This window comes from Hyphobacterium sp. SN044 (assembly GCF_021864465.1).
Classification (GTDB): domain Bacteria; phylum Pseudomonadota; class Alphaproteobacteria; order Caulobacterales; family Maricaulaceae; genus Hyphobacterium.
In genome coordinates this window covers 145,786-163,413 of sequence record NZ_JAKKUV010000003.1, presented here as the reverse complement: position 1 = coordinate 163,413, position 17,628 = coordinate 145,786, and the positions used below count along the sequence as shown (strand labels likewise).

The 17,628-nt window shown below is 65.5% G+C and carries 20 protein-coding genes; 3 read left to right on the top strand and 17 right to left on the bottom strand.

All coding sequences use genetic code 11. The features are described from left to right. Positions 1 to 9: 9 nt before the first annotated feature. Positions 10 to 708 carry a cytochrome b/b6 domain-containing protein gene (locus L5876_RS06070; RefSeq protein ID WP_236955248.1) on the bottom strand — a complete coding sequence of 233 codons (699 nt, stop codon included), beginning with the start codon at positions 706 to 708 and terminating at the stop codon, positions 10 to 12. Between the two features lie 98 nt (positions 709 to 806). Here L5876_RS06070 and L5876_RS06065 point away from each other — a divergent pair, with 98 nt between their 5' ends. After that, positions 807 to 1,304 carry a helix-turn-helix transcriptional regulator gene (locus L5876_RS06065; protein ID WP_236955247.1) on the top strand — a complete coding sequence of 166 codons (498 nt, stop codon included), beginning with the start codon at positions 807 to 809 and terminating at the stop codon, positions 1,302 to 1,304. 14 nt (positions 1,305 to 1,318) lie between these two features. Here the strand turns inward: L5876_RS06065 and L5876_RS06060 are convergent, their stop codons facing one another. The 7 genes from L5876_RS06060 to L5876_RS06030 form a co-directional block, all read right to left on the bottom strand. Next, positions 1,319 to 2,212 (bottom strand): hypothetical protein, encoded by an 894-nt coding sequence (locus tag L5876_RS06060; RefSeq protein WP_236955246.1) that lies wholly within the window; start codon positions 2,210 to 2,212, stop codon positions 1,319 to 1,321. 21 nt (positions 2,213 to 2,233) lie between these two features. Then, entirely contained in the window at positions 2,234 to 3,319 is a 1,086-nt protein-coding gene (locus L5876_RS06055) for a hypothetical protein (protein ID WP_236955245.1), read from the bottom strand. A 91-nt stretch (positions 3,320 to 3,410) separates the two neighbouring features. After that, positions 3,411 to 4,034, bottom strand: coding sequence for an exopolysaccharide biosynthesis protein (locus L5876_RS06050; protein ID WP_236955244.1), 624 nt, complete (start codon positions 4,032 to 4,034; stop codon positions 3,411 to 3,413). Between the two features lie 44 nt (positions 4,035 to 4,078). After that, positions 4,079 to 4,924 carry a hypothetical protein gene (locus L5876_RS06045; protein WP_236955243.1) on the bottom strand — a complete coding sequence of 282 codons (846 nt, stop codon included), beginning with the start codon at positions 4,922 to 4,924 and terminating at the stop codon, positions 4,079 to 4,081. Between the two features lie 49 nt (positions 4,925 to 4,973). Next, complete coding sequence (locus tag L5876_RS06040) at positions 4,974 to 5,801, bottom strand: hypothetical protein (RefSeq protein WP_236955242.1); 828 nt, start codon at positions 5,799 to 5,801, stop codon at positions 4,974 to 4,976. After that, on the bottom strand, positions 5,798 to 6,949 hold the full coding sequence (locus L5876_RS06035; protein WP_236955240.1) for an energy transducer TonB: 1,152 nt from the start codon (positions 6,947 to 6,949) through the stop codon (positions 5,798 to 5,800). The genes L5876_RS06040 and L5876_RS06035 overlap by 4 nt, the downstream gene beginning before the upstream one ends. Positions 6,950 to 6,953: 4 nt before the next feature. After that, positions 6,954 to 7,811, bottom strand: a complete 858-nt coding sequence (locus L5876_RS06030) for a hypothetical protein (RefSeq protein WP_236955238.1) — start codon at positions 7,809 to 7,811, stop codon at positions 6,954 to 6,956. Positions 7,812 to 7,941: 130 nt separating this feature from the next. On the opposite strand from L5876_RS06030, the gene trmFO reads away from it, so the two are divergent. Further along, complete coding sequence (trmFO, locus tag L5876_RS06025) at positions 7,942 to 9,336, top strand: methylenetetrahydrofolate--tRNA-(uracil(54)-C(5))-methyltransferase (FADH(2)-oxidizing) TrmFO (RefSeq protein ID WP_369281017.1); 1,395 nt, start codon at positions 7,942 to 7,944, stop codon at positions 9,334 to 9,336. On the opposite strand, the gene L5876_RS06020 is transcribed toward trmFO, so the two are convergent. Further along, positions 9,337 to 9,573, bottom strand: coding sequence for a hypothetical protein (locus tag L5876_RS06020; RefSeq protein ID WP_236955236.1), 237 nt, complete (start codon positions 9,571 to 9,573; stop codon positions 9,337 to 9,339). It abuts the gene before it with no gap. A gap of 77 nt (positions 9,574 to 9,650) precedes the next feature. Further along, a complete protein-coding gene (locus L5876_RS06015) occupies positions 9,651 to 10,490 on the bottom strand; it encodes a squalene/phytoene synthase family protein (protein WP_236955235.1) in 840 nt (279 codons plus the stop codon). 92 nt (positions 10,491 to 10,582) lie between these two features. On the opposite strand from L5876_RS06015, the gene L5876_RS06010 reads away from it, so the two are divergent. Continuing rightward, the gene (locus L5876_RS06010; RefSeq protein ID WP_236955234.1) at positions 10,583 to 11,188 is read left to right on the top strand and encodes a superoxide dismutase; all 606 of its coding nucleotides are present in this window, start codon (positions 10,583 to 10,585) and stop codon (positions 11,186 to 11,188) included. 74 nt (positions 11,189 to 11,262) lie between these two features. On the opposite strand, the gene L5876_RS06005 is transcribed toward L5876_RS06010, so the two are convergent. From L5876_RS06005 to surE, 7 genes are all read right to left on the bottom strand, one after another. Then, on the bottom strand, positions 11,263 to 11,871 hold the full coding sequence (locus L5876_RS06005; protein WP_236955233.1) for a urate hydroxylase PuuD: 609 nt from the start codon (positions 11,869 to 11,871) through the stop codon (positions 11,263 to 11,265). 61 nt (positions 11,872 to 11,932) lie between these two features. Then, entirely contained in the window at positions 11,933 to 12,865 is a 933-nt protein-coding gene (gene secF / locus L5876_RS06000; RefSeq protein WP_236955232.1) for a protein translocase subunit SecF, read from the bottom strand. Between the two features lie 9 nt (positions 12,866 to 12,874). Beyond that, entirely contained in the window at positions 12,875 to 14,533 is a 1,659-nt protein-coding gene (gene secD / locus L5876_RS05995; RefSeq protein WP_236955230.1) for a protein translocase subunit SecD, read from the bottom strand. A 24-nt stretch (positions 14,534 to 14,557) separates the two neighbouring features. Continuing rightward, the gene (yajC, locus tag L5876_RS05990; RefSeq protein ID WP_236955228.1) at positions 14,558 to 14,977 is read right to left on the bottom strand and encodes a preprotein translocase subunit YajC; all 420 of its coding nucleotides are present in this window, start codon (positions 14,975 to 14,977) and stop codon (positions 14,558 to 14,560) included. Between the two features lie 85 nt (positions 14,978 to 15,062). Next, positions 15,063 to 16,034 (bottom strand): peptidoglycan DD-metalloendopeptidase family protein, encoded by a 972-nt coding sequence (locus L5876_RS05985; protein WP_236955227.1) that lies wholly within the window; start codon positions 16,032 to 16,034, stop codon positions 15,063 to 15,065. Between the two features lie 118 nt (positions 16,035 to 16,152). After that, positions 16,153 to 16,794, bottom strand: a complete 642-nt coding sequence (locus L5876_RS05980) for a protein-L-isoaspartate(D-aspartate) O-methyltransferase (protein ID WP_236955226.1) — start codon at positions 16,792 to 16,794, stop codon at positions 16,153 to 16,155. Between the two features lie 2 nt (positions 16,795 to 16,796). Continuing rightward, the gene (gene surE / locus L5876_RS05975; RefSeq protein ID WP_369281016.1) at positions 16,797 to 17,585 is read right to left on the bottom strand and encodes a 5'/3'-nucleotidase SurE; all 789 of its coding nucleotides are present in this window, start codon (positions 17,583 to 17,585) and stop codon (positions 16,797 to 16,799) included. Positions 17,586 to 17,628 lie beyond the last annotated feature (43 nt).

The window sequence follows — 17,628 nt, the reverse complement described above, 5'->3', positions numbered from 1 at the left end:
CACCAGGCCTTACTCGGCGCGCTTGCGGCCGGTCACCATCGACCGGACGAGGTTCTCGCCATGTGCCAGGCTCGACGCGATCACGCCGATCACGTGCAGACCTGCCAGCGTCAGCGTCAGGTAGACGAAGAATTTGTGCAGGCCCTCCAGCCACTCGCCGCCTTCTCCGCCCACTTCGTGTTCGCCCCGCCCTTCGTATTCGTCGTCATCGTCGTCGCGATCGGCCCCGCGCGGCGCTTCGGACGACGCATTGGCTTGCGTCCCGTCTTCGGGTGCCATGGCGATGATGCCGGCAAGCGGCCCCCGCCCCTCCTCGACCGCATAGAGCGCCATGCCCGTGCCGGTCGTTCCGGCGAGGCTGGCCAGCAGAAGCAGGATCATCACCGCGCCGGCGGGGTTATGCCCGACATGGCGCTCGGCCCTGCCCGTCACCAGACCGCGGACATAGCCCGCCGCCGCTCCGGGGCCCCGCACGAAGCTGGCGAAGCGGGCATGCCGCGTGCCGACCAGGCCCCAGGCGATCCGGATAAGCACCGCGGCGGCGACGGCATAGCCGGCCCAGACGTGAATGCCCTGCCAGTCATCCCCTGAAAAATAGGCGGCGAAAACCCCGATCACGATCACCCAGTGACCGATCCGGACCACCGGGTCCCAGACCTTGATGTCGCGGGTGGCGGCGGGTTGACGATTGTCGTTCGATGCGTTCATGGCATGCCTCCATTTCGGTGGGCTGGAACGTCATGCCGCAGGCGCGCGGGCGCCATCTGTCATATGACGTAACCGGCCGTTTCAAGGGAGGATGGGCAATGCAGGAAGACCGTTCACGCTGGACGACGCGCGCCGGAGGCGTGCTGTTCGCGCTGATCGCAATCTTCATTGCCACCGATCTGGTGACCGATGGCGGCGAAGGCGTGGGTTGGCTGCACCTCGTCCTGGAATCGGTCGCTCTGGTCTCGGCGGCCATCGGTGCCTTCGCCCTGCTGGTCAATTTCCAGCGCACGCGGACCGACCTCGCCGCCGCGCGGGCCGAGGCGTTACGATGGCAGGACGAGAACCGGACCCTTGTCCGGGGCCTCGGAGCAGCCATCACCGGCCAGTTCGACCGCTGGGGCTTCACGCCGGCCGAGACCGAGATCGGCCTCTTCCTGATGAAGGGTTTCAGCCACGCGGAAATCGCGGCGCTGCGCGGCACCAGCGAACGCACCGTCCGCGAACAATCCCGCGCGCTCTACCGCAAGGCGGGCCTGACCGGCCGCACCGAATTGTCCGCCTTCTTCCTCGAGGACCTGCTGCCGGGGCGTTGATCAGTCTCGCCGCGCTAGACGGTGCCGACCGTTTGCGGCGGCGCCGGCGGAGCCGCATTCGCCTCCTCGATCGTCAGCGCCGCCTTGCAGGCGATGCCGCGGAACAGCGCCTGCGGGATCAGATTGGCGGCGTTGAGCAAAAGGAAGGGAAGGATCAGGGTTTCCCATCCCACCGCCTGCCGCGACGCGTCGAGACCCGACATGTCGAACGGCAGGAACAGGAACACGATCATCGTGACGGTGAAGATCACCATAGAGATCAGGAAGGCGAGCACGTAACAGCCCAGCAGCGGCCAGAACATGATCTTCGTCCCGCGCCAGGCCAGTCCCAGCGACACGCGCTTGCGGCTGATGGCGAACGCCAGCGCGGGCGACAGCCGCACGAGTACGAAGATCAGGATGGCGAGCGCGACCATCGAGCCGAGGAACAGGCCGACCGACCCGAGCGCCGCTCCGCCAAGGGCGAAGACGAAGGTGAAGACCAGCATCACGATCAGGCCGGCGAGATAGACGACGAAGGTGACCAGCGCGAGCAAAAGGAAGGTCAGCAGGTAACTGCCTTCTTCCGCGCCGAACCGGAACGGCAGAACCGGATTGCCCTCACCGCGCATGAACAGGCGCAGCCAGGCGGATTCGATCAGAACGGCGACGGCAAAGCTGACCAGCATCACAGGCGCAATCGCCCCCAGATAGGCGCCCATGCTCGAAAACACGGCCGACACATCCTCCGGATCGGCGGCTTCCAGGGCGGCCATCTCGTCGGCCGAGACATGAACCTGCGCGATGCCGACAGCGGCAAAGACCAGCGCCGTCCACACGCCGAGACCAATGAAGGTCGTCGGCCGGGCCTTGAACACGTCCCAGAAGAATCCGAGCGCGGCGCCGCTGTCGAGTTTCGGTGCGTTCATGTCCCTTCCCCTCATTCCCGATCAGTGCGGAGAAGACCCTGAATCGCCACCCGCGTCACCCGTATTTGCCGCGGGAGAAACCGGGGTTGGCGGCGGGGTCGGCGCGGCGGGCGGGGAAGGTTCGCCGGCCGCACCTTCGAGACCGCGATAGCGTCGGGCGAGATAAGCACCGATGGAGTGCCACATCCCTTCGTAGAGCGTCTGCAGAACCAGCGACACGACCGTGCCGAGCGCGATGAAGGTAATGGCAACGGGATGGGTCAGGCCCGACCACAGCATCGCGAACGCCTCATCCGGTGACGGGTCGCCGGCATGGGTCTGGGTATAGGAGGCGAATTCGCCGATTACCGGGAATATGGCCGGCAGGAACAGCATCTGCGCGATCGAGCCGAGAACCATCGCCATCGCCAGGATCATCAGCGCCATGACGACATAGGTCAGGAGCGCCCACCAGAAGACGCGCTGCGTGGCCGGCCAGGCGTCGAACAGGCGGAATCGGCGATCGAGGACCGTCAATCCCGGTGCCGGCGCGAACTTGATCGCCAGGAAGACGAAAACCGCGATGAAGACCACGATGAGGGCGAAACCGGCGAGCCCGCCGGCCACGGCGGCCGCACCGCCGCCACTGTCATTCGCCGCCGCCGCCGCGACAACGACGCCGGCCACCACGCCCACCGCCACCATGTAGAGCACGGACCCCAGGATGAGGAGGACGACATTCACGCCGAGCAGGCGGAATTCGTCACCTCCGAACCGGAGCGGGATCATCGGCGCGACTTCATCCCGGGCCAGAAGGCGCAACCAGGCCCCCTGCGCCATCAGCGCCACGACGATGCCTCCGATCATGGCGAGGAGCACACCGCCGGAGATCGACATCATCATCGCGAAGACGTCCTCGAACTCGGGCTCTCTCTGTTCCATCGCCATGGAGATGAGCTGTGCGTAGAACGGCCAGAGCGACCAGATCACCAGCGAGACGAGCGCGATGTAGAGCAGCCCGTTCCACAACGCGACCCAGAGCGTTCCGCCCGGCCTGCGTCCGAACACCTTGAAGAAGTGCAGCAATGCGCTTCCGAAATCGTAGGATTGTGCGTTCGGCGTCGGCATGTGTCCCTCCATGACATGGCCATGGCGCAATGATGCCGTCATTCCGCTGCGGCGTCAGGGGGGAATCGACCGGAATCCGTCCCGGGCGGGGTCAGCCGATATGCGACGCGACCCGGGCGATCAGCCAGCCGGTGGCGCTGACGGCAGCGCTGCCGGTCACCGTCCCGGTGATCACGAATATCCCGTCATGTGTCGTCAGTCCGATCGCGATCAGGATCAGCGCCGCCGCCGGGATCACGACCCCGCCCGGGACAAGCGAATAGACAAACATCGCGAGCGATAGCGCGACGCACATCAGCGCGATGAAGACCGGCGCCGGCGGCTTCAGGACGAGGCGAAAGCGCGGGTGGGTAAAGCCGTCCAGCCGCCTCAGCCACGGACGCGCGGCATGCACGCCATTCTCGAAGGCGGATTGCGAGACGTGCAGCTTCCGCAGACCGCCCGGCAACCAGAGTGAGCGCCGCTGGAACAGGAACTGGATCGAGATGAACAGGCACAGCGCCGCCGTGGTCCAGGTCACGCCCGGCAGCGCCCCGACTCCCGGCAGGACAGAGATCAGCGCCGGCAGCAGCAGGAGCGGCCCGTAGGAGCGGTGCGCAAGGGAATCGAGCACATCCCCGACCGCGACCCGGTCGGAGGGGCTGGCCTCGGCAGCCTGGTCGAACAGGTCGGCCAGACGGCTGGGCCGGGATGTTTGCGCCATTGTTGTGGACATGACCCGATCTTCGCTTGGCAAGCGGATAACGGGCGGAAGGCGCGCTACGTTCCCTCCCCCGGCGCGTGTTCCGGGAGGAGCGTGTCGTCCAGAGCGGTCAGGAAAGCCGTCAAAAGGGCCATGACGAGGACCAGGCCGGCCCAGCACGTGCCGAACAGCACCGCCATCCCGGCGATACCGTCGCCGTGCGGGATCAGCCGCAGCGCCGACACCATGCCCGAAGCGGCCAGCGCGAATACGCCGCCACTCAGCGTGACGCCGAACATCCGGCCGCGCGACAGGGCGAGTGACGCCATCGCCTGCACCCGGCCAAGCCGGATCGTCTCGGGAAAGGCAACCAGCAAACGCGTGACGAACCAGATCGAAAACAGCGCAAAGGCCGCGCTGGCGATCCAAACCGCCACCCATTCGGTCATGCCGAAATAGGCCCCGATCTCGGGCGCGTGTTCCGCCGCCTCGACGGCGATATCCGGCGCATTGGCAGCAGCGCGCGACGCCAGCGCGAGCGCCGCCATGAAGGCCACGAACAGGAGCAGCGCGACACCGATCACGGTGAAGGCGAGCACGCAGACCAGCGCCATCGACAGCGCCAGGTTCCGCTCGTCCTGCCCGAACTCCAGCCCGAACCATTCACGGCTTCCGGCGCCCGCGCCCTGCCGCAGCAAAGCGGACGATGCCGGGATGATCAGCGCGATCAGCAGGGCCAGCCAACCGAACCAGACCCCCCAGGGGTTGTTCGCTTCCGGCCCGAAATCATGCCCCGTCAGGGCGAACGGTACGGCCACGAGGGCGGCCGGAACGAGCACGACGCCCGCCGTCAGCAACAGGCTCGGAAGCCGTGTCAGCGCGCCGCGCCAGACGGCCAGGGTGAACAGGATGGTCTGCATCATGCGCGCCGAGATAGCCCGGCCCGGCGGTCACGGCAATGCGGCGAAGGCGTCACTCGGCCTCAGCCTCCCTCTGGCCATCCTCCGGTTGATATCCCGGCAGGCAGACCGGCTCGCGGTCGAACCACGTCAACTGGTCGGCACACGGGTTCAGGACAAGGGCCACCTGCTGACGAGTCCGGGAGTCGAACGCCAGCCGCCCTTCAATCGAATCGATCAACGCCTGCGGCGGCGCATCGGGAAAGGAGAACATCTCCTCGACACGCGATACCCGGCCCGCACCATTGGTCCCGAGTTCGACCACCAGGAACAGGACGCCGTCTCGCGGCGGAGCTGGGGAGAGCTGCACCGAGGGAAAGCCTGCGCAAGCGCTGCCGGGAGTTGGAAGCGGATCCAGAAATCCACCGTCCATCATCCTTCGATGATCCGACCGATACGTCCCGATATCCTCGGAAAAATGCTCCGCGACGTCGCGTTCATTCCGCGTCAGTCCGCCGCCTGAATCCGAGACGCGGTGCGCCACCCAGAAATGATAGCGGCTCAGCGCCTCCTCATCTTCCGCGAGATATGACGCCCCGGCGATAAAGGCGAGACGCGCGACCTCGCGCGTCCGCGCGCAACCGGCTCGGGCCCGGGTGATAACGACACCTTCGGCAAGCGCCGCCGCCTCCCCGAAATCGCCCTGCCGCCACGCCGCCACCGCTCGCATCGCATCGACCGCCGCATTGCCGTGGCAGGCTTCGCGATCGAGCAATTCGGTGGCCGCAGCATCATCGCCACGCGAGAACGCAAATGCCGCATCCCGTGCGGAATCTCTGCATCCCGGCTCAGACTGAACCGCAACCGACAGGGCGGCAGAAGTGATCAGGGCGGAGATCATTCCGTAATCTGGAAGATGAACTGGGTCACGACGCCTTCGCGGCGTGTCGCCACGCCATCCACACGCAGCGGGTTGTACCGCCAGTGCCTTACGGCACGCTCTGCCGCCTCGCCGAAGGCCGGGTGCGGAACCGAATAGAGCACCTGGATGTCATCCACATCGCCGTCTTCCTCGACCGCAAATCGGATCAGGACGATGCCTTCATACCCGGCACTGAGGAGTTGGGACGGATAGGTCACTTCCCGGCGATGTATCGGTGAGGCATCCTCGACGACCGTACCTTCTGGGTAGTCCGGCAATCCGGTTTCCCCGGCACCGCAACCGGCATCCTCATCGTCGCATTCGACAGGGCGATAGCCACTGGCGTCGAGGCGACGCACCAGTTCCAGCCGGTCGTCCTCGTCAATCGTCGTGCGCGAATAATAGGCCCACGCCTCTGCGATCTGGCGTGTCTCGGCATCGCCGCTCGTGGCCCCGTAGATGTAGCTGGCAATCGTGAAATAGAAGGCGGCTTCCTCGTGATCGTAGTCACTGGCATTCGCGATTCCGGCGAAGAAGGCGATATTGGCGGCATCCATGTTCGCGACCGGCCCGACCTCGAGCAAGGCGGTGATGGCGCGTTCGGCATGGCGACCGGCCGCACGCATATTGCTCCGGTCGAATTGCCGGTAGGCCAGGATAGTCTCGGTCTGGAAGATCGCGGCGGAAACCTCACGGCTGGCGGGCAGCGCGCTCAGAATATCGATGGCGCGGCTCGCATACCGTTCGGTCGTGCTCTCCTCTCCGGCCTGATACGCCGCCATTGCGGCCAACCGCCACGTCTCGGCAGTGATAAGCGTCCCGCCTTCGGTGTCGGCGAGGATTTCCGCCGACCGGGCGAAGGCGGCGGCGGCCTGTTCGTGCTGCCCTGCTGCACTGGCGAGGGCGGCGTAATTGTCGGCCAGAAGCCCGGTCGTCTCCGCATCGATGCCCGCATCTTCGGCCGCCTGCCAGGCCTGATGGGCTGGTTCTAGCGCCGCGGCCTCGTCACCCGCCTCCATGGCGGCCTGATACGCCCGGTAGGGCTCCGATACGCTGGAGGGCAGACCTTGCGCTGCGACAGGGGCCGCAAGCGCGAGCGCGAGAAATGCGGCGGCGACGAGTTTCATGGCCCTACTCCTGAACGAAGGTGACGATCACGGCATAGGTCGTGCCGGGAACGGCGACCGACATGTCGGCGCGGCCATTGCCCACGCCGGTCAGGACGGAATCGTCAAACACGTCGCCGGGATAGCTCGACAGGATCTCCAGATTGGTCGGGCGGCCATCGTCCCGGAACTGCAGGCGCAGGACGACGAAGCCGTCGATCTCGTTGGCATGCGCGGTGAACGGAATGCCGATCGACATGCGCTCGGCCCAGCCATCAAGCGGCAGCCAGCCGGCAAGGTCCGGATCCGCGACCGCCGTCATGTTGAGGAAGCGGTAGTTGTTCAGCTGCTGGGAGTCTTCATTGACGTCGCCGCGATAGAGAATGATCGCCGAGCGCGCGAGTTCGAGCCAGCCATTGGCGCGCCAGCGCCGCGAGGAATCCGCGGGCAGCGCGGTGCGGTATTGCTCGACCGCGATCTGGAACGCCCGTTCGGCCTGCCGGTTCGCGCCGCTGCGATAAGCGACATAGCCGAGATCGTAGGCCGCATTGCCGATCGCCTCGGCATCGCCGCCGCCCTCCTGTGTCAGTTCGAAGGCCAGCACGGCGTGGGCGACGGCATCGGCCCAGCGCTCCCGGTCGCGGTAATAGTCCGACCAGGCGGTCTCGATCCGCGCCTCGATCAACGGGTATTCGCCGCCCAGCGCCTGATAGGTCGCCCGCGCGCCGCGCAGCGCCTCTTCGGCATTGTTCCAGCGACGCCGGTCGGCTTGGCGATCCGCCTCTACAATCGCCGCATCAATCGACGCAACCTGTTCGGGGGACTGGGCCTCCGCCACAGGCGCCACAACCACAAATGCTGCGATGAGCCAGAACCGAACCATGAACGCGCCTCCCCCTGAATCCGAAGACCATCATGCGTTGCAATTGCTTGGCGGCGCAAGTGAAGCCGATATGACGGCACGCGCCGTCCACCCCTTCACGCGATCCGGCGTCGCGCGTATATCGCCCGGCATGACACAACCCATTCATATCGTCGGGGGCGGCATGGCCGGCTCCGAAGCCGCCTGGCAGATCGCCGAGGCCGGCCTGCCCGTCGTGATCCACGAAATGCGTCCGGTGCGCGGCACCGAGGCCCACCTGACCGATGGACTCGCCGAACTCGTCTGCTCGAACTCCTTCCGTTCCGATGACGCGGAGACCAACGCGGTCGGCCTGCTGCACGAGGAGATGCGGCGCTGCAACTCCATCATCATGGCGATGGGTGACAAGCACCAGGTGCCCGCCGGCGGCGCGCTCGCCGTCGACCGCGTGGCCTTTTCCGACGCGGTGACTGAAACGCTGAAGAACCACCCGAAGGTCACGATCGAACGCGGCGAAGTCGCCGGCCTGCCCCCCGCGGAGTGGGACAGCGTCATCATCGCGACCGGCCCCCTCACCTCGCCCGCCCTGTCGCAGGCCATCCTCGACCTCACGGGAGAAGACAGCCTCGCCTTCTTTGACGCCATCGCGCCGATCATCCACCGCGAGAGCATCGACATGGAGGTGGCGTGGATGCAGTCGCGCTACGACAAGGGCGAGACCGAGGCCGACAAGGCCGCCTACATCAACTGCCCGATGGACAAGGCCCAGTACGAAGCCTTCATCGACGCGCTGATGGCCGCCCCCAAGACCGAGTTCAAGGACTGGGAAAAGGACACGCCCTATTTCGAGGCCTGCCTGCCGATCGAGGTGATGGCGGAACGCGGCCGGGAAACGCTGCGTCATGGCCCGATGAAGCCGCGCGGCCTGACCAACAAACACAATCCGGATGTGAAGCCCTGGGCCGTCGTCCAGCTGCGTCAGGACAATGCGCTTGGCACGCTGTTCAACATGGTCGGCTTCCAGACCAAGCTGAAATACGGAGCGCAGGCAGAGATTTTCCGGATGATCCCGGGGCTGGAGAATGCAGAATTCGCCCGCCTTGGCGGCATCCACCGCAACACCTTCATCAACTCGCCGCGCCTGCTCGACAAGCAGTTGCGCATGAAGGCCAATCCGGCCTGGCGCTTTGCCGGACAGGTCACGGGCGTCGAAGGCTATGTGGAATCGGCCGCGATGGGCCTGATGGCCGGGCGGCTGGCCGCGGCCGAGCGCAAGGGCGAGACGCTGAGCGCGCCCCCGGCCACGACGGCGTTCGGCGCACTGATCGAACACGTCACCGGCGGTCATTTGTCCGGCAAGGCGACCTTCCAGCCGATGAATGTGAATTTCGGCCTCTTCCCGGATATCGACACGCCGCTGAAGACCGAGGACGGCAAGCGGCTGCGCGGCAAGGACAAGTCCGTCGCCCGCAAGCGCGCCATGTCAGCGCGCGCGCTCAGCGATCTTCAGGTCTGGCTGGGGACGGATCGGCTCGCGGCGGAGTAATCACCGCGCGGGCGGAATGACCTCGGGACGTTTCGGCAGGTCGGGGCTGGGATAATCCACTTCGCGGCCCGGATTGCGGCCGGGTGGATCCTTCGGCGGCAGGATGTCGGGGGCCGGCTTTGGCGGTTCGACCGTCGGCTCGGTCGGCACGGGCTTCTCCGGAAAGGGCGGCGGATCGGGCTCTCCGGCTTCGCCGAACAGCGGTCCCAAAGAGTACTCGCGCGCATTGAAGTCCATGACGACCTCCCTTTCCGGGTGTCACAGGGACGTAACGGGCAGCTCCGCGATTCCGTTCCCGGAGGAAATCGGAGACGTCAGATCCGGCCCGTCAGGCTGGCCCAGATCAACCGGACTTGCCGCGCCATCGGCCCGGGCTCTCCGGAGGGCCGGTAGGGATCGCGCTGGCGCCGCACATGCTTCAGGCATTGCGCCGCCAGCGCCGCCGGCAGGAGCGCAGGAAACTGGGCGACCGGCAGACCACGCATATCGGCCCGGGCGGCAATGAGGGCTTCGTGCGCGGCAAGATAGACCGGCTCCAGTGCGGCGCGCGCCGCATCGGCTTCACGGCCAGTTGCGAGCCGCGCAGCATTCAGTCCGGCCTCGCTCAACGCATCATCAGGAATGACGGCCAGCTGGCGGCCGGCGCGCACCGGGAATTGGCGAAGCAGACGCACCCTCCCGCAAAGCAAACCCGCTGACGCCGCACCAGGATGGAAGTTTCCAGGGTCCAGCATGCGCGCCGCGATCCGCGCGATCCGCCCGTCAGCGGCGGCTGCATGATCGGTAACGTCCGCAAGGGATTCGAACCGCCGTCCCTCGAAATCCGCGCCATGCGCATCGAGGATGGCGTTCAGCTCTTCCTGCTGCGGTCCTCCGGCATGGTGGACCGCCAGGGACAGGCCTTCGATCACCGGATTGCGGCGGACGATGACCGGGTCCGCGAACAGCGCCTCGACAGCCTCGCGATGCCACTCGATCCGCATCGCGCCGATCATCGGTTCGGTGATCCGCAATGGCAGGGCTGCGATTTCCTCATGCCAGCGATAAAGCCCGATCAATGCCGCGCGGACGGCCTCCGGCGCAAAAAGTGCCGCCAGTTCGCCGTCGCTCGCGCGAAACTCATTGCCTTCGGATGCGTTGTCTTCACTGGACACAGGTAATCGCGACCCCATATCGCCTGCCGGGACGCGGGCGTTTCGGCACGCGTTGATACCTCAAGAAGACCGGACAACGGAGACTGTTCGACATGGCATTCAAACTCCCCGACCTGCCCTACGCGAAAGACGCCCTTGAGCCGCATATGTCGGCGCAGACCTTCGATTTCCACTACGGAAAGCACCATGCGGCCTATGTCGACAAGCTCAACGCCGCGATCGAAGGCACTGAACTGGCGGACAAGTCGCTGGAAGAGATCATTCAGGCGACTGAGAACGACCCGTCGAAGACCGGCGTGTTCAACAACGCCGCGCAGGTCTGGAACCACACCTTCTTCTGGAATTCGATGACGCCGAAGGGCGGCGGCAAGCCGTCCGGCGATATTGCCGACCGCATCGAGAGCTGCTTCGAGAATGGTTATGACGGCTTCCGCAAGGCCTTCTCCGACGCCGCGGCCGGCCAGTTCGGCTCCGGTTGGGCCTGGCTCGTCGCCAAGGGCGGCAAGCTGGAAATCCGCAAGACCCCGAACGCGCACACCCCGTTGACCGAGGCCGGCGTGACGCCGCTGCTGACGCTCGATGTGTGGGAGCACGCCTATTATCTGGATTACCAGAACAAGCGCCCCGACTTCATCGCGGCCTATCTTGATCACCTGGTGAACTGGGACTTCGCCGCGGAGAACCTGAAAAAGGTCTGATCGCCCCGCAAAGCAGACATGAAAAAACCCCTCGGCCCGAAAGCCGAGGGGTTTTTGATTCCGGCTTTGTCGGTCTAGCCGAACAGCGTCTGCGCCCCGGCCATCGTGACCAGCATCGGCAGCGACAACAGCGTGTTGGTGCGCGAGAACAGCATCGCCGTGCGGGCCGCCTTCGGCTTGGCATCCGCCTCGGCCTCGACCAGGCCCAGCGCGACCTTCTGGTTCGGCCAGATGATGAACCAGACATTGAACGCCATGATCAGCGCCAGCCACATACCGATCCCCAGGAAGGAATAGTAGGGCGCATAGGACGGCGCGAGCAGACCGAAGCTGAGCGCCTCGACCAGATAGCCGCGCAGGAAGGCGACGAGGATCCCGGTCAGCACGGTGAAGGCCGCGCCCCAGCGGAACCAGAACAGCGCCGCCGGCGCGATATGCTTGCCGATTGCCGGTTTCAGCTCGTCCGGAATTTTCGGCATGGTCGGGATCTGCACGAAGTTGAAATACCAGAGCAGACCGATCCACATGATGCCGGCGACCACGTGGGTCCAGCGCGCCAGCGCCTGCCAGAAGCCGCCACCGAATTCGTAAGCGCCCGTGATGCCGTAAGCGACGAAGAACGCCGCCGCGAGCACCAGAGACACGATCACCGTATTGCGAAGATTTGAAAGAAGCGCAGCCATGTCATCCCTCCCCGACTCAGCAGCAGGGAGGGATGTTAGCAGCGATATCCGAGTGTCACACTCAGTCTTCGGAAGAGTCGCGATTGACCTTGGTGATCATCAGGATCGGCGCGGCGACGAAGATCGACGAATACGTGCCGACCACGATGCCGAAAATCATCGCCGCGGAGAAGCCCTGCAGCGTCGGCCCTCCGATCGCGAACAGGGCGAACAGCGCCACCAGCGTGGTGAACGAGGTCAGGATCGTCCGCGACAGCGTGTCGTTGATCGACAGGTTCAGGACCTCGCCGATCTCCTTCTTCTTGAACTTCCGGAGGTTCTCGCGGATCCGGTCATAGACGACGACGGTGTCGTTCATCGAGTAACCGACGATCGTCAGGATGGCCGCGACAGTCGACAGGTTGAATTCCATCTGCGTCACGGCGAACAGGCCGATCGTGATGATCACGTCGTGCACCAGCGCCAGCACCGCGCCAACCGAATACTGCCATTCGAAACGGAACCAGATGTAGATCAGCATCAAACCGAGTGCGACCAGCACGGCCGTCAGACCGGCGATCTGAAGCTCGCCCGATACCTTCGCGCCGAGCACGTCGGCAGCCAGCACGGTGACGCCCGGAATCTGCTCCTCGAGCGCGGTCTGAAGCGTCTGGCGCGCCTGCTGCTGCGCCGCTTCGACGTCGAGTCCCTCGCCTTCCAGCGCCTGAAGGCGGATCAGAACCTTGTCGGCTTCGCCAAAGCCCTGAACGTCCGCCGCACCGAGATCGAGACTGCCGGCGATTTCACGGATCTGCGCGAGATCGGCCGGACCGTCGGTATCGATTTCCATCTGGATACCGCCGGTGAAATCGATGCCGAAATTGATCCCGTTGACCGCGTAGGCCGTCAGCGACCCGATGATCATCAGCACCGAGAAAGCGAAGGCGATCACACGGCCCCGGATGAAGGGGATACCGGCGTCGTTCGGGATGAGGCTGACAAGTCCGAAGGCCATGTCCCGCTCCTAGAATCCGAGTTTCTGCGGCTTGAACGCCTTGAACCACATCGCGACCAGAAAGCGCGACAGCAGGAAGGCGGTGAAGACCGAGGTGATGATGCCGATACCCAGCGTCACGGCGAAGCCGCGGACCGGACCCGCACCGAGCATGAACAGCACGGCGGCGGCGATGAAGGTGGTGATATTGGCGTCGAGAATGGCGCTCAGCGCGCGGGAATATCCCGTCTCGATCGCATTGGCCGGACTTCGTCCGGCGCGCGCCTCTTCCCGGATTCGCTCATAGATCAGCACGTTGGCGTCGACCGCCATGCCGATCGTCAGAATGATGCCCGCAATGCCCGGCAGGGTCAGCGAGGCCTGCAGCCCCGACAGCGCACCGAGGATCAGGGTCACGTTCACCAGAAGCGCGATATTGGAGAAGATGCCGAACACGCCATAGGCCGCCAGCATGAAGATGATGACAGCCGCGAAGCCGACGATCACCGCCAGCGTGCCGGCGCGGATCTGGTCCTGACCAAGTCCGGCGGTCACCGTGCGCTGTTCCACCGGCGTCAGGCTGGCGGGCAGCGCACCGGCATTCAGGAGGATGGCGAGATCGTTGGCGCTCTCATAGGTGAAGCCGCCTTCGATGACGCCCGAACCGCCCAGAATCGGGCTGCGGATCGTCGGAGCCGAAATGATCATGTCGTCGAGCACGATCGCAAAGCGGCGGCCGACATTCTGGCTGGTCGCCCGGCCAAAGGCCGTCGCGCCAGCGGTATCGAACTGGAACTGAACCACCGGCTGGCCGTTCTGGGCCGTGGCCGAGGCATTGGTCAGGTTCTCGCCATCGACCATCGCGCGCCGCTGGATCGCAAGCCAGGGTTCGCCCGGCCGCTCGGTGGGATAGATCACCACGCCCGGCGGGGTCCGGCCCTGTCCGCTGGCGTCGATCGAGACCGTCGAGTCCACGAGGTGGAAGGTCATCCGCGCGGTGGTGTTCACCAGGTCGATGATACGCTGCGGATTGGCCTCGCCCGGCACCTGGACCAGAACGCGATTGTCGCCCTGGCGGGCGATCGTCGGCTCGGTCAGGCCGGTTTCGTCGATCCGGCGGCGGATCACTTCGATCGACTGCGTCACGGTTCTCGTCTGGATCTCGTCCAGCGCTTCCGGCGTGATCGTCAGGCGGATGATCCGCTCGGCGTCATCACGCGTGAAGGCCACGGTCTGCGCACCGAAGCCGCCCTGTTGGGCGAGCGCATTGTTGCCGACGGGCTGCGACAGATCCTGCAGGCGGTCCCAGGCCGCGTCCAAGTCCTCGGCGCGGGCCACCCGGACGACGACTTCCTCACCAACGACCGACGGACGGCGCACATTGATCACCGGCGCCTGGCGCAGCGCAACGCTGGCTTCCTCGGCGAGGTTGATCAGGCGGTCTTCCTTCACCTCTTCGAGATCGACCTCGAAGACGAGGTGGGCACCGCCGCGCAAATCGAGGCCGAGATTGACGCTGTTATGCGGAACAAGGGGGAAGGCCCAGATGCCACGCGGCTCGGACGTCACTTCCCCGTTGCGGACCTCGAAACGCTCATTCGCGGGAACGAGGTTCGGCGTCGAGAACAGAATCCCGAGCAGCACGACTGCCAGGATGAGGAAGATTTTCCACGGCGAGAAATACAGCATGGCGGCCCCCGGCCCCTGTCTGGTCTAGTTTCCGGAGACGGTCGAATTGTCCTTCGCCTTGCGCCGCGTGCGCGGAGCAGGCTTGTCGCCGTTCGATCCGGAATCATTGGCCGGCTTCGGCGCCGTGCGGCCGCGGACTTCCGCGATCGTCGACTTCACCACCTGGACCTGGACGTCCTTGGCGAATTCGACCGTGACTTCGGTTTCTTCAACCTTCGTCACCTTGCCGATCAGGCCACCCGACGTAACGATCTGGTCGCCGCGCTTCACGCTGGCGATCAGCTCGCGGTGTTCCTTCATCCGCTTCTGCTGCGGGCGGATCATCACGAAGTACAGGACAGCAAAAAGCAGGATGAACGGGAAGATCTGGATCAGCAGATAACCCAGTCCGCCTTCGGCTCCGGCGCCAGCGGCGCTGGCGGCATAGGCGATGTTCTCAAACATTGGGGGTCCTCGCGTTAAAGAGCGGGTCTTTGAAAGGTCGCGGGACTATATCGGGGCGCGCCGGGCTTGCAACAAGGCCGGGCTGTCAGTTTCTCGGCAAATGCCGCATCGGGTCTTCGGGCGTCACGCCGCGCCGGATCTCGAAATGCAGTTGCGGGGAATCGACCGACCCGGTCGAGCCGGCCTCGGCAATGATCTGGCCTGCCTCGACCGCTTCGCCTTCGCGCACGCGCAGGCGGGAATTGTTGGCATAGGCGGTCACGAATCCGCCCTCGTGCCGGATCAGGATCAACTCGCCATAACCCTGAAGTTCGTTGCCGGCATAGACGACCGTGCCCGCCGCAGCGGCCCGGACCGAATCGCCCTCATTGGCGCGGATATTGATGCCGTCATTGCGGCGGCCGTCCGTCTCGCCGAAACCGGAGATGATTTCGCCCTCCAGCGGCCACTGGAAGCGCACCGCGGCGTTCGCAGCGGGCGGTGGCGTGGTCGTGGTTTGCGGCGGAGGCGTCGTAGCGGTCTGACGCGGCGGCGGGGTCGTCGTCTGCCGCGGCGGCGGGGTCGTCGTGGCCTGGCGCGGCGGAGGCGAGTTCGACGCCATCGTGGTCGAGGCCGCCTCGTTCGGCAGCACCAATTCCTGTCCCACCTCGATCTCGAACGGCGGGTAGATGTTGTTGATCGACGCGATCTCCCGGTAGTCGATGCCGTAGCGCAGACCGATCCGGTAGAGATTCTCGCCCCGCTGCACGGTGTGCAGACGCGGCTGCGGCATGCGCAATTCCTGGCCGGCGCGGATCGGGTAAGGCGGGTTCAGCCCGTTGGCCTGCGCCAGCGCGCGGGTCTCGACCCGGCAACGCTCGGCAATCTGCGACAGCGTATCCCCGCTCTGGACCGTATAGGTTCCGCCCGGCGCACAGCTTGCTCCCGTGGATACGGTACGCGACGGCCCGCCCGACGGGCTGCGGTAGTCGACACGCGCAGGCTCTCGCGGCCCGGTATTGGCGCAGGCCGCCAGCACCGTCGAAGCGGCGATCGTCAGAACCGAAAATGCGCGCACGCGAACCACCGGCGGAAACCCTCCAGGCACACTCACCGCACAGGAAAGCGCGCAAGCCTTAACCGGCGGTTAGTGATATTCGCCCGTACGGCGATTTAGAGGCGAAACGCCGGGGAAATCAGAGCGCCCGGGCAACGCCCTTGATCAGCGGCACGAAGCGGACGTCGAACAACGCCTCTTCCTCGATGCCCTCATGGGTGCGCTCATAGCGCATCAGCGCCTGCAGCCCCTCGCCCTTGTCGACAGGCGCGACGGCGATCCCGCCGACCTTCAGCTGGTCCAGCAGTAAGTCCGGCTTCACCGGCGCCGCGGCGGTGACGATGATCCGGTCGAAGGGCGCCTGTTCCGGCCAGCCTTCATTCCCGTCCGCCACCTTGGTCACGACATTGGTCAGCTTCACCTCCGCGAAGCGCGCCTCGGCGGTCTTCGACAGCGTGCGATAGCGTTCCACCGTGTAGACCCGGCGCGCCAGCCGGGCGAGCACGGCGGCCTGGTAACCGGACCCGGTGCCGATCTCCAGCACCTTGCAGCGGTCATCGACCTCAAGCGCCTGGGTCATCGCGGCGACCACGAAAGGCTGGCTGATCGTCTGCCCGCAATCGATCGGCAGCGCCCGGTTGTCATAGGCGTGATCGGCGAAGCCCTGCGGCACGAACAGGTCGCGCGGCGTGCGCTCGATCGCCGCCAGCACGCGGGAATCGGAAATCCCGGCGCCGCGAAGCGTCATGACCAGCTGAATGACGCGGGGATCGGGCAGCATCTTTACTCCTTCGGCGGGGCGCCGCCGAGGACGCCCTTCAGGCGATGATGCGTTTCCATATGCGTCAGGTCGACATGCAGCGGCGTGATCGAGATCCGCCCTTCCATCACCGCATGCAGATCGTCGCCCTCTTCGGGCTCCTGCGGCAGGCCGCGGAAACCGATCCAGTAATAGTCGACGCCGCGCGGGTCGGTCCGCTTGTCGGCGTGGACGACTTCCTGATTGCGGCGGCCCTGACGGGTGACCTCGACTTCTTTCACATGCTCCGGCGTGCGGTCCGGGAAATTGACGTTGAGGAGGACATGGTCGCCCCAACTCTGCTGCAGCAGCTTTTTCAGGATCGGCGCCCCGAAGGTCTCGGCCGTTTCCCAATGGATCGGACTGTCCGCCATCCAGGCATAGGCCTGCGAAAACGCGATCGACTTGATCCCCAGCTGCATGCCCTGCATCGCCCCGGCCACCGTGCCGGAAAACGTCACGTCCTCGGCGATGTTCGCGCCGCGATTGACGCCCGACAGGACCAGGTCCGGCCGCTTGCCCGGGATCAGGTCCTGCACCCCCATCAGGACGCAATCGGTCGGCGTGCCGGTGATCGAATAACGCCGGTCTTCGTGTTTCCGCACGCGCAGCGGTTCGTGCAGCGTCAGCGCCCGGCTCGCGCCGGACTGTTCCTCGTGCGGCGCAACGATCCAGATGTCGTCGGAAATCGCCCGCGCGATCTTTTCCAGCGATTGCAGGCCCCGCGCGCGGATGCCGTCGTCATTGGTCAGAAGGATGCGGGGGCCGGTCATCATCACTCACTTTGCTTGGATTTCAGGACTCGGCTTCTAGAAC

Bases quoted from the DNA above. Each gene is read 5' to 3' on its own strand.
- L5876_RS06070 (WP_236955248.1), bottom strand. From the start codon at position 708: ATGAACGCATCGAACGACAATCGTCAACCCGCCGCCACCCGCGACATC.
- L5876_RS06065 (WP_236955247.1), top strand. From the start codon at position 807: ATGCAGGAAGACCGTTCACGCTGGACGACGCGCGCCGGAGGCGTGCTG.
- L5876_RS06060 (WP_236955246.1), bottom strand. From the start codon at position 2,212: ATGAACGCACCGAAACTCGACAGCGGCGCCGCGCTCGGATTCTTCTGG.
- L5876_RS06055 (WP_236955245.1), bottom strand. From the start codon at position 3,319: ATGCCGACGCCGAACGCACAATCCTACGATTTCGGAAGCGCATTGCTG.
- L5876_RS06050 (WP_236955244.1), bottom strand. From the start codon at position 4,034: ATGTCCACAACAATGGCGCAAACATCCCGGCCCAGCCGTCTGGCCGAC.
- L5876_RS06045 (WP_236955243.1), bottom strand. From the start codon at position 4,924: ATGATGCAGACCATCCTGTTCACCCTGGCCGTCTGGCGCGGCGCGCTG.
- L5876_RS06040 (WP_236955242.1), bottom strand. From the start codon at position 5,801: ATGATCTCCGCCCTGATCACTTCTGCCGCCCTGTCGGTTGCGGTTCAG.
- L5876_RS06035 (WP_236955240.1), bottom strand. From the start codon at position 6,949: ATGAAACTCGTCGCCGCCGCATTTCTCGCGCTCGCGCTTGCGGCCCCT.
- L5876_RS06030 (WP_236955238.1), bottom strand. From the start codon at position 7,811: ATGGTTCGGTTCTGGCTCATCGCAGCATTTGTGGTTGTGGCGCCTGTG.
- trmFO (WP_369281017.1), top strand. From the start codon at position 7,942: ATGACACAACCCATTCATATCGTCGGGGGCGGCATGGCCGGCTCCGAA.
- L5876_RS06020 (WP_236955236.1), bottom strand. From the start codon at position 9,573: ATGGACTTCAATGCGCGCGAGTACTCTTTGGGACCGCTGTTCGGCGAA.
- L5876_RS06010 (WP_236955234.1), top strand. From the start codon at position 10,583: ATGGCATTCAAACTCCCCGACCTGCCCTACGCGAAAGACGCCCTTGAG.
- L5876_RS06005 (WP_236955233.1), bottom strand. From the start codon at position 11,871: ATGGCTGCGCTTCTTTCAAATCTTCGCAATACGGTGATCGTGTCTCTG.
- secF (WP_236955232.1), bottom strand. From the start codon at position 12,865: ATGGCCTTCGGACTTGTCAGCCTCATCCCGAACGACGCCGGTATCCCC.
- secD (WP_236955230.1), bottom strand. From the start codon at position 14,533: ATGCTGTATTTCTCGCCGTGGAAAATCTTCCTCATCCTGGCAGTCGTG.
- yajC (WP_236955228.1), bottom strand. From the start codon at position 14,977: ATGTTTGAGAACATCGCCTATGCCGCCAGCGCCGCTGGCGCCGGAGCC.
- L5876_RS05980 (WP_236955226.1), bottom strand. From the start codon at position 16,794: ATGCTGCCCGATCCCCGCGTCATTCAGCTGGTCATGACGCTTCGCGGC.
- surE (WP_369281016.1), bottom strand. From the start codon at position 17,585: ATGACCGGCCCCCGCATCCTTCTGACCAATGACGACGGCATCCGCGCG.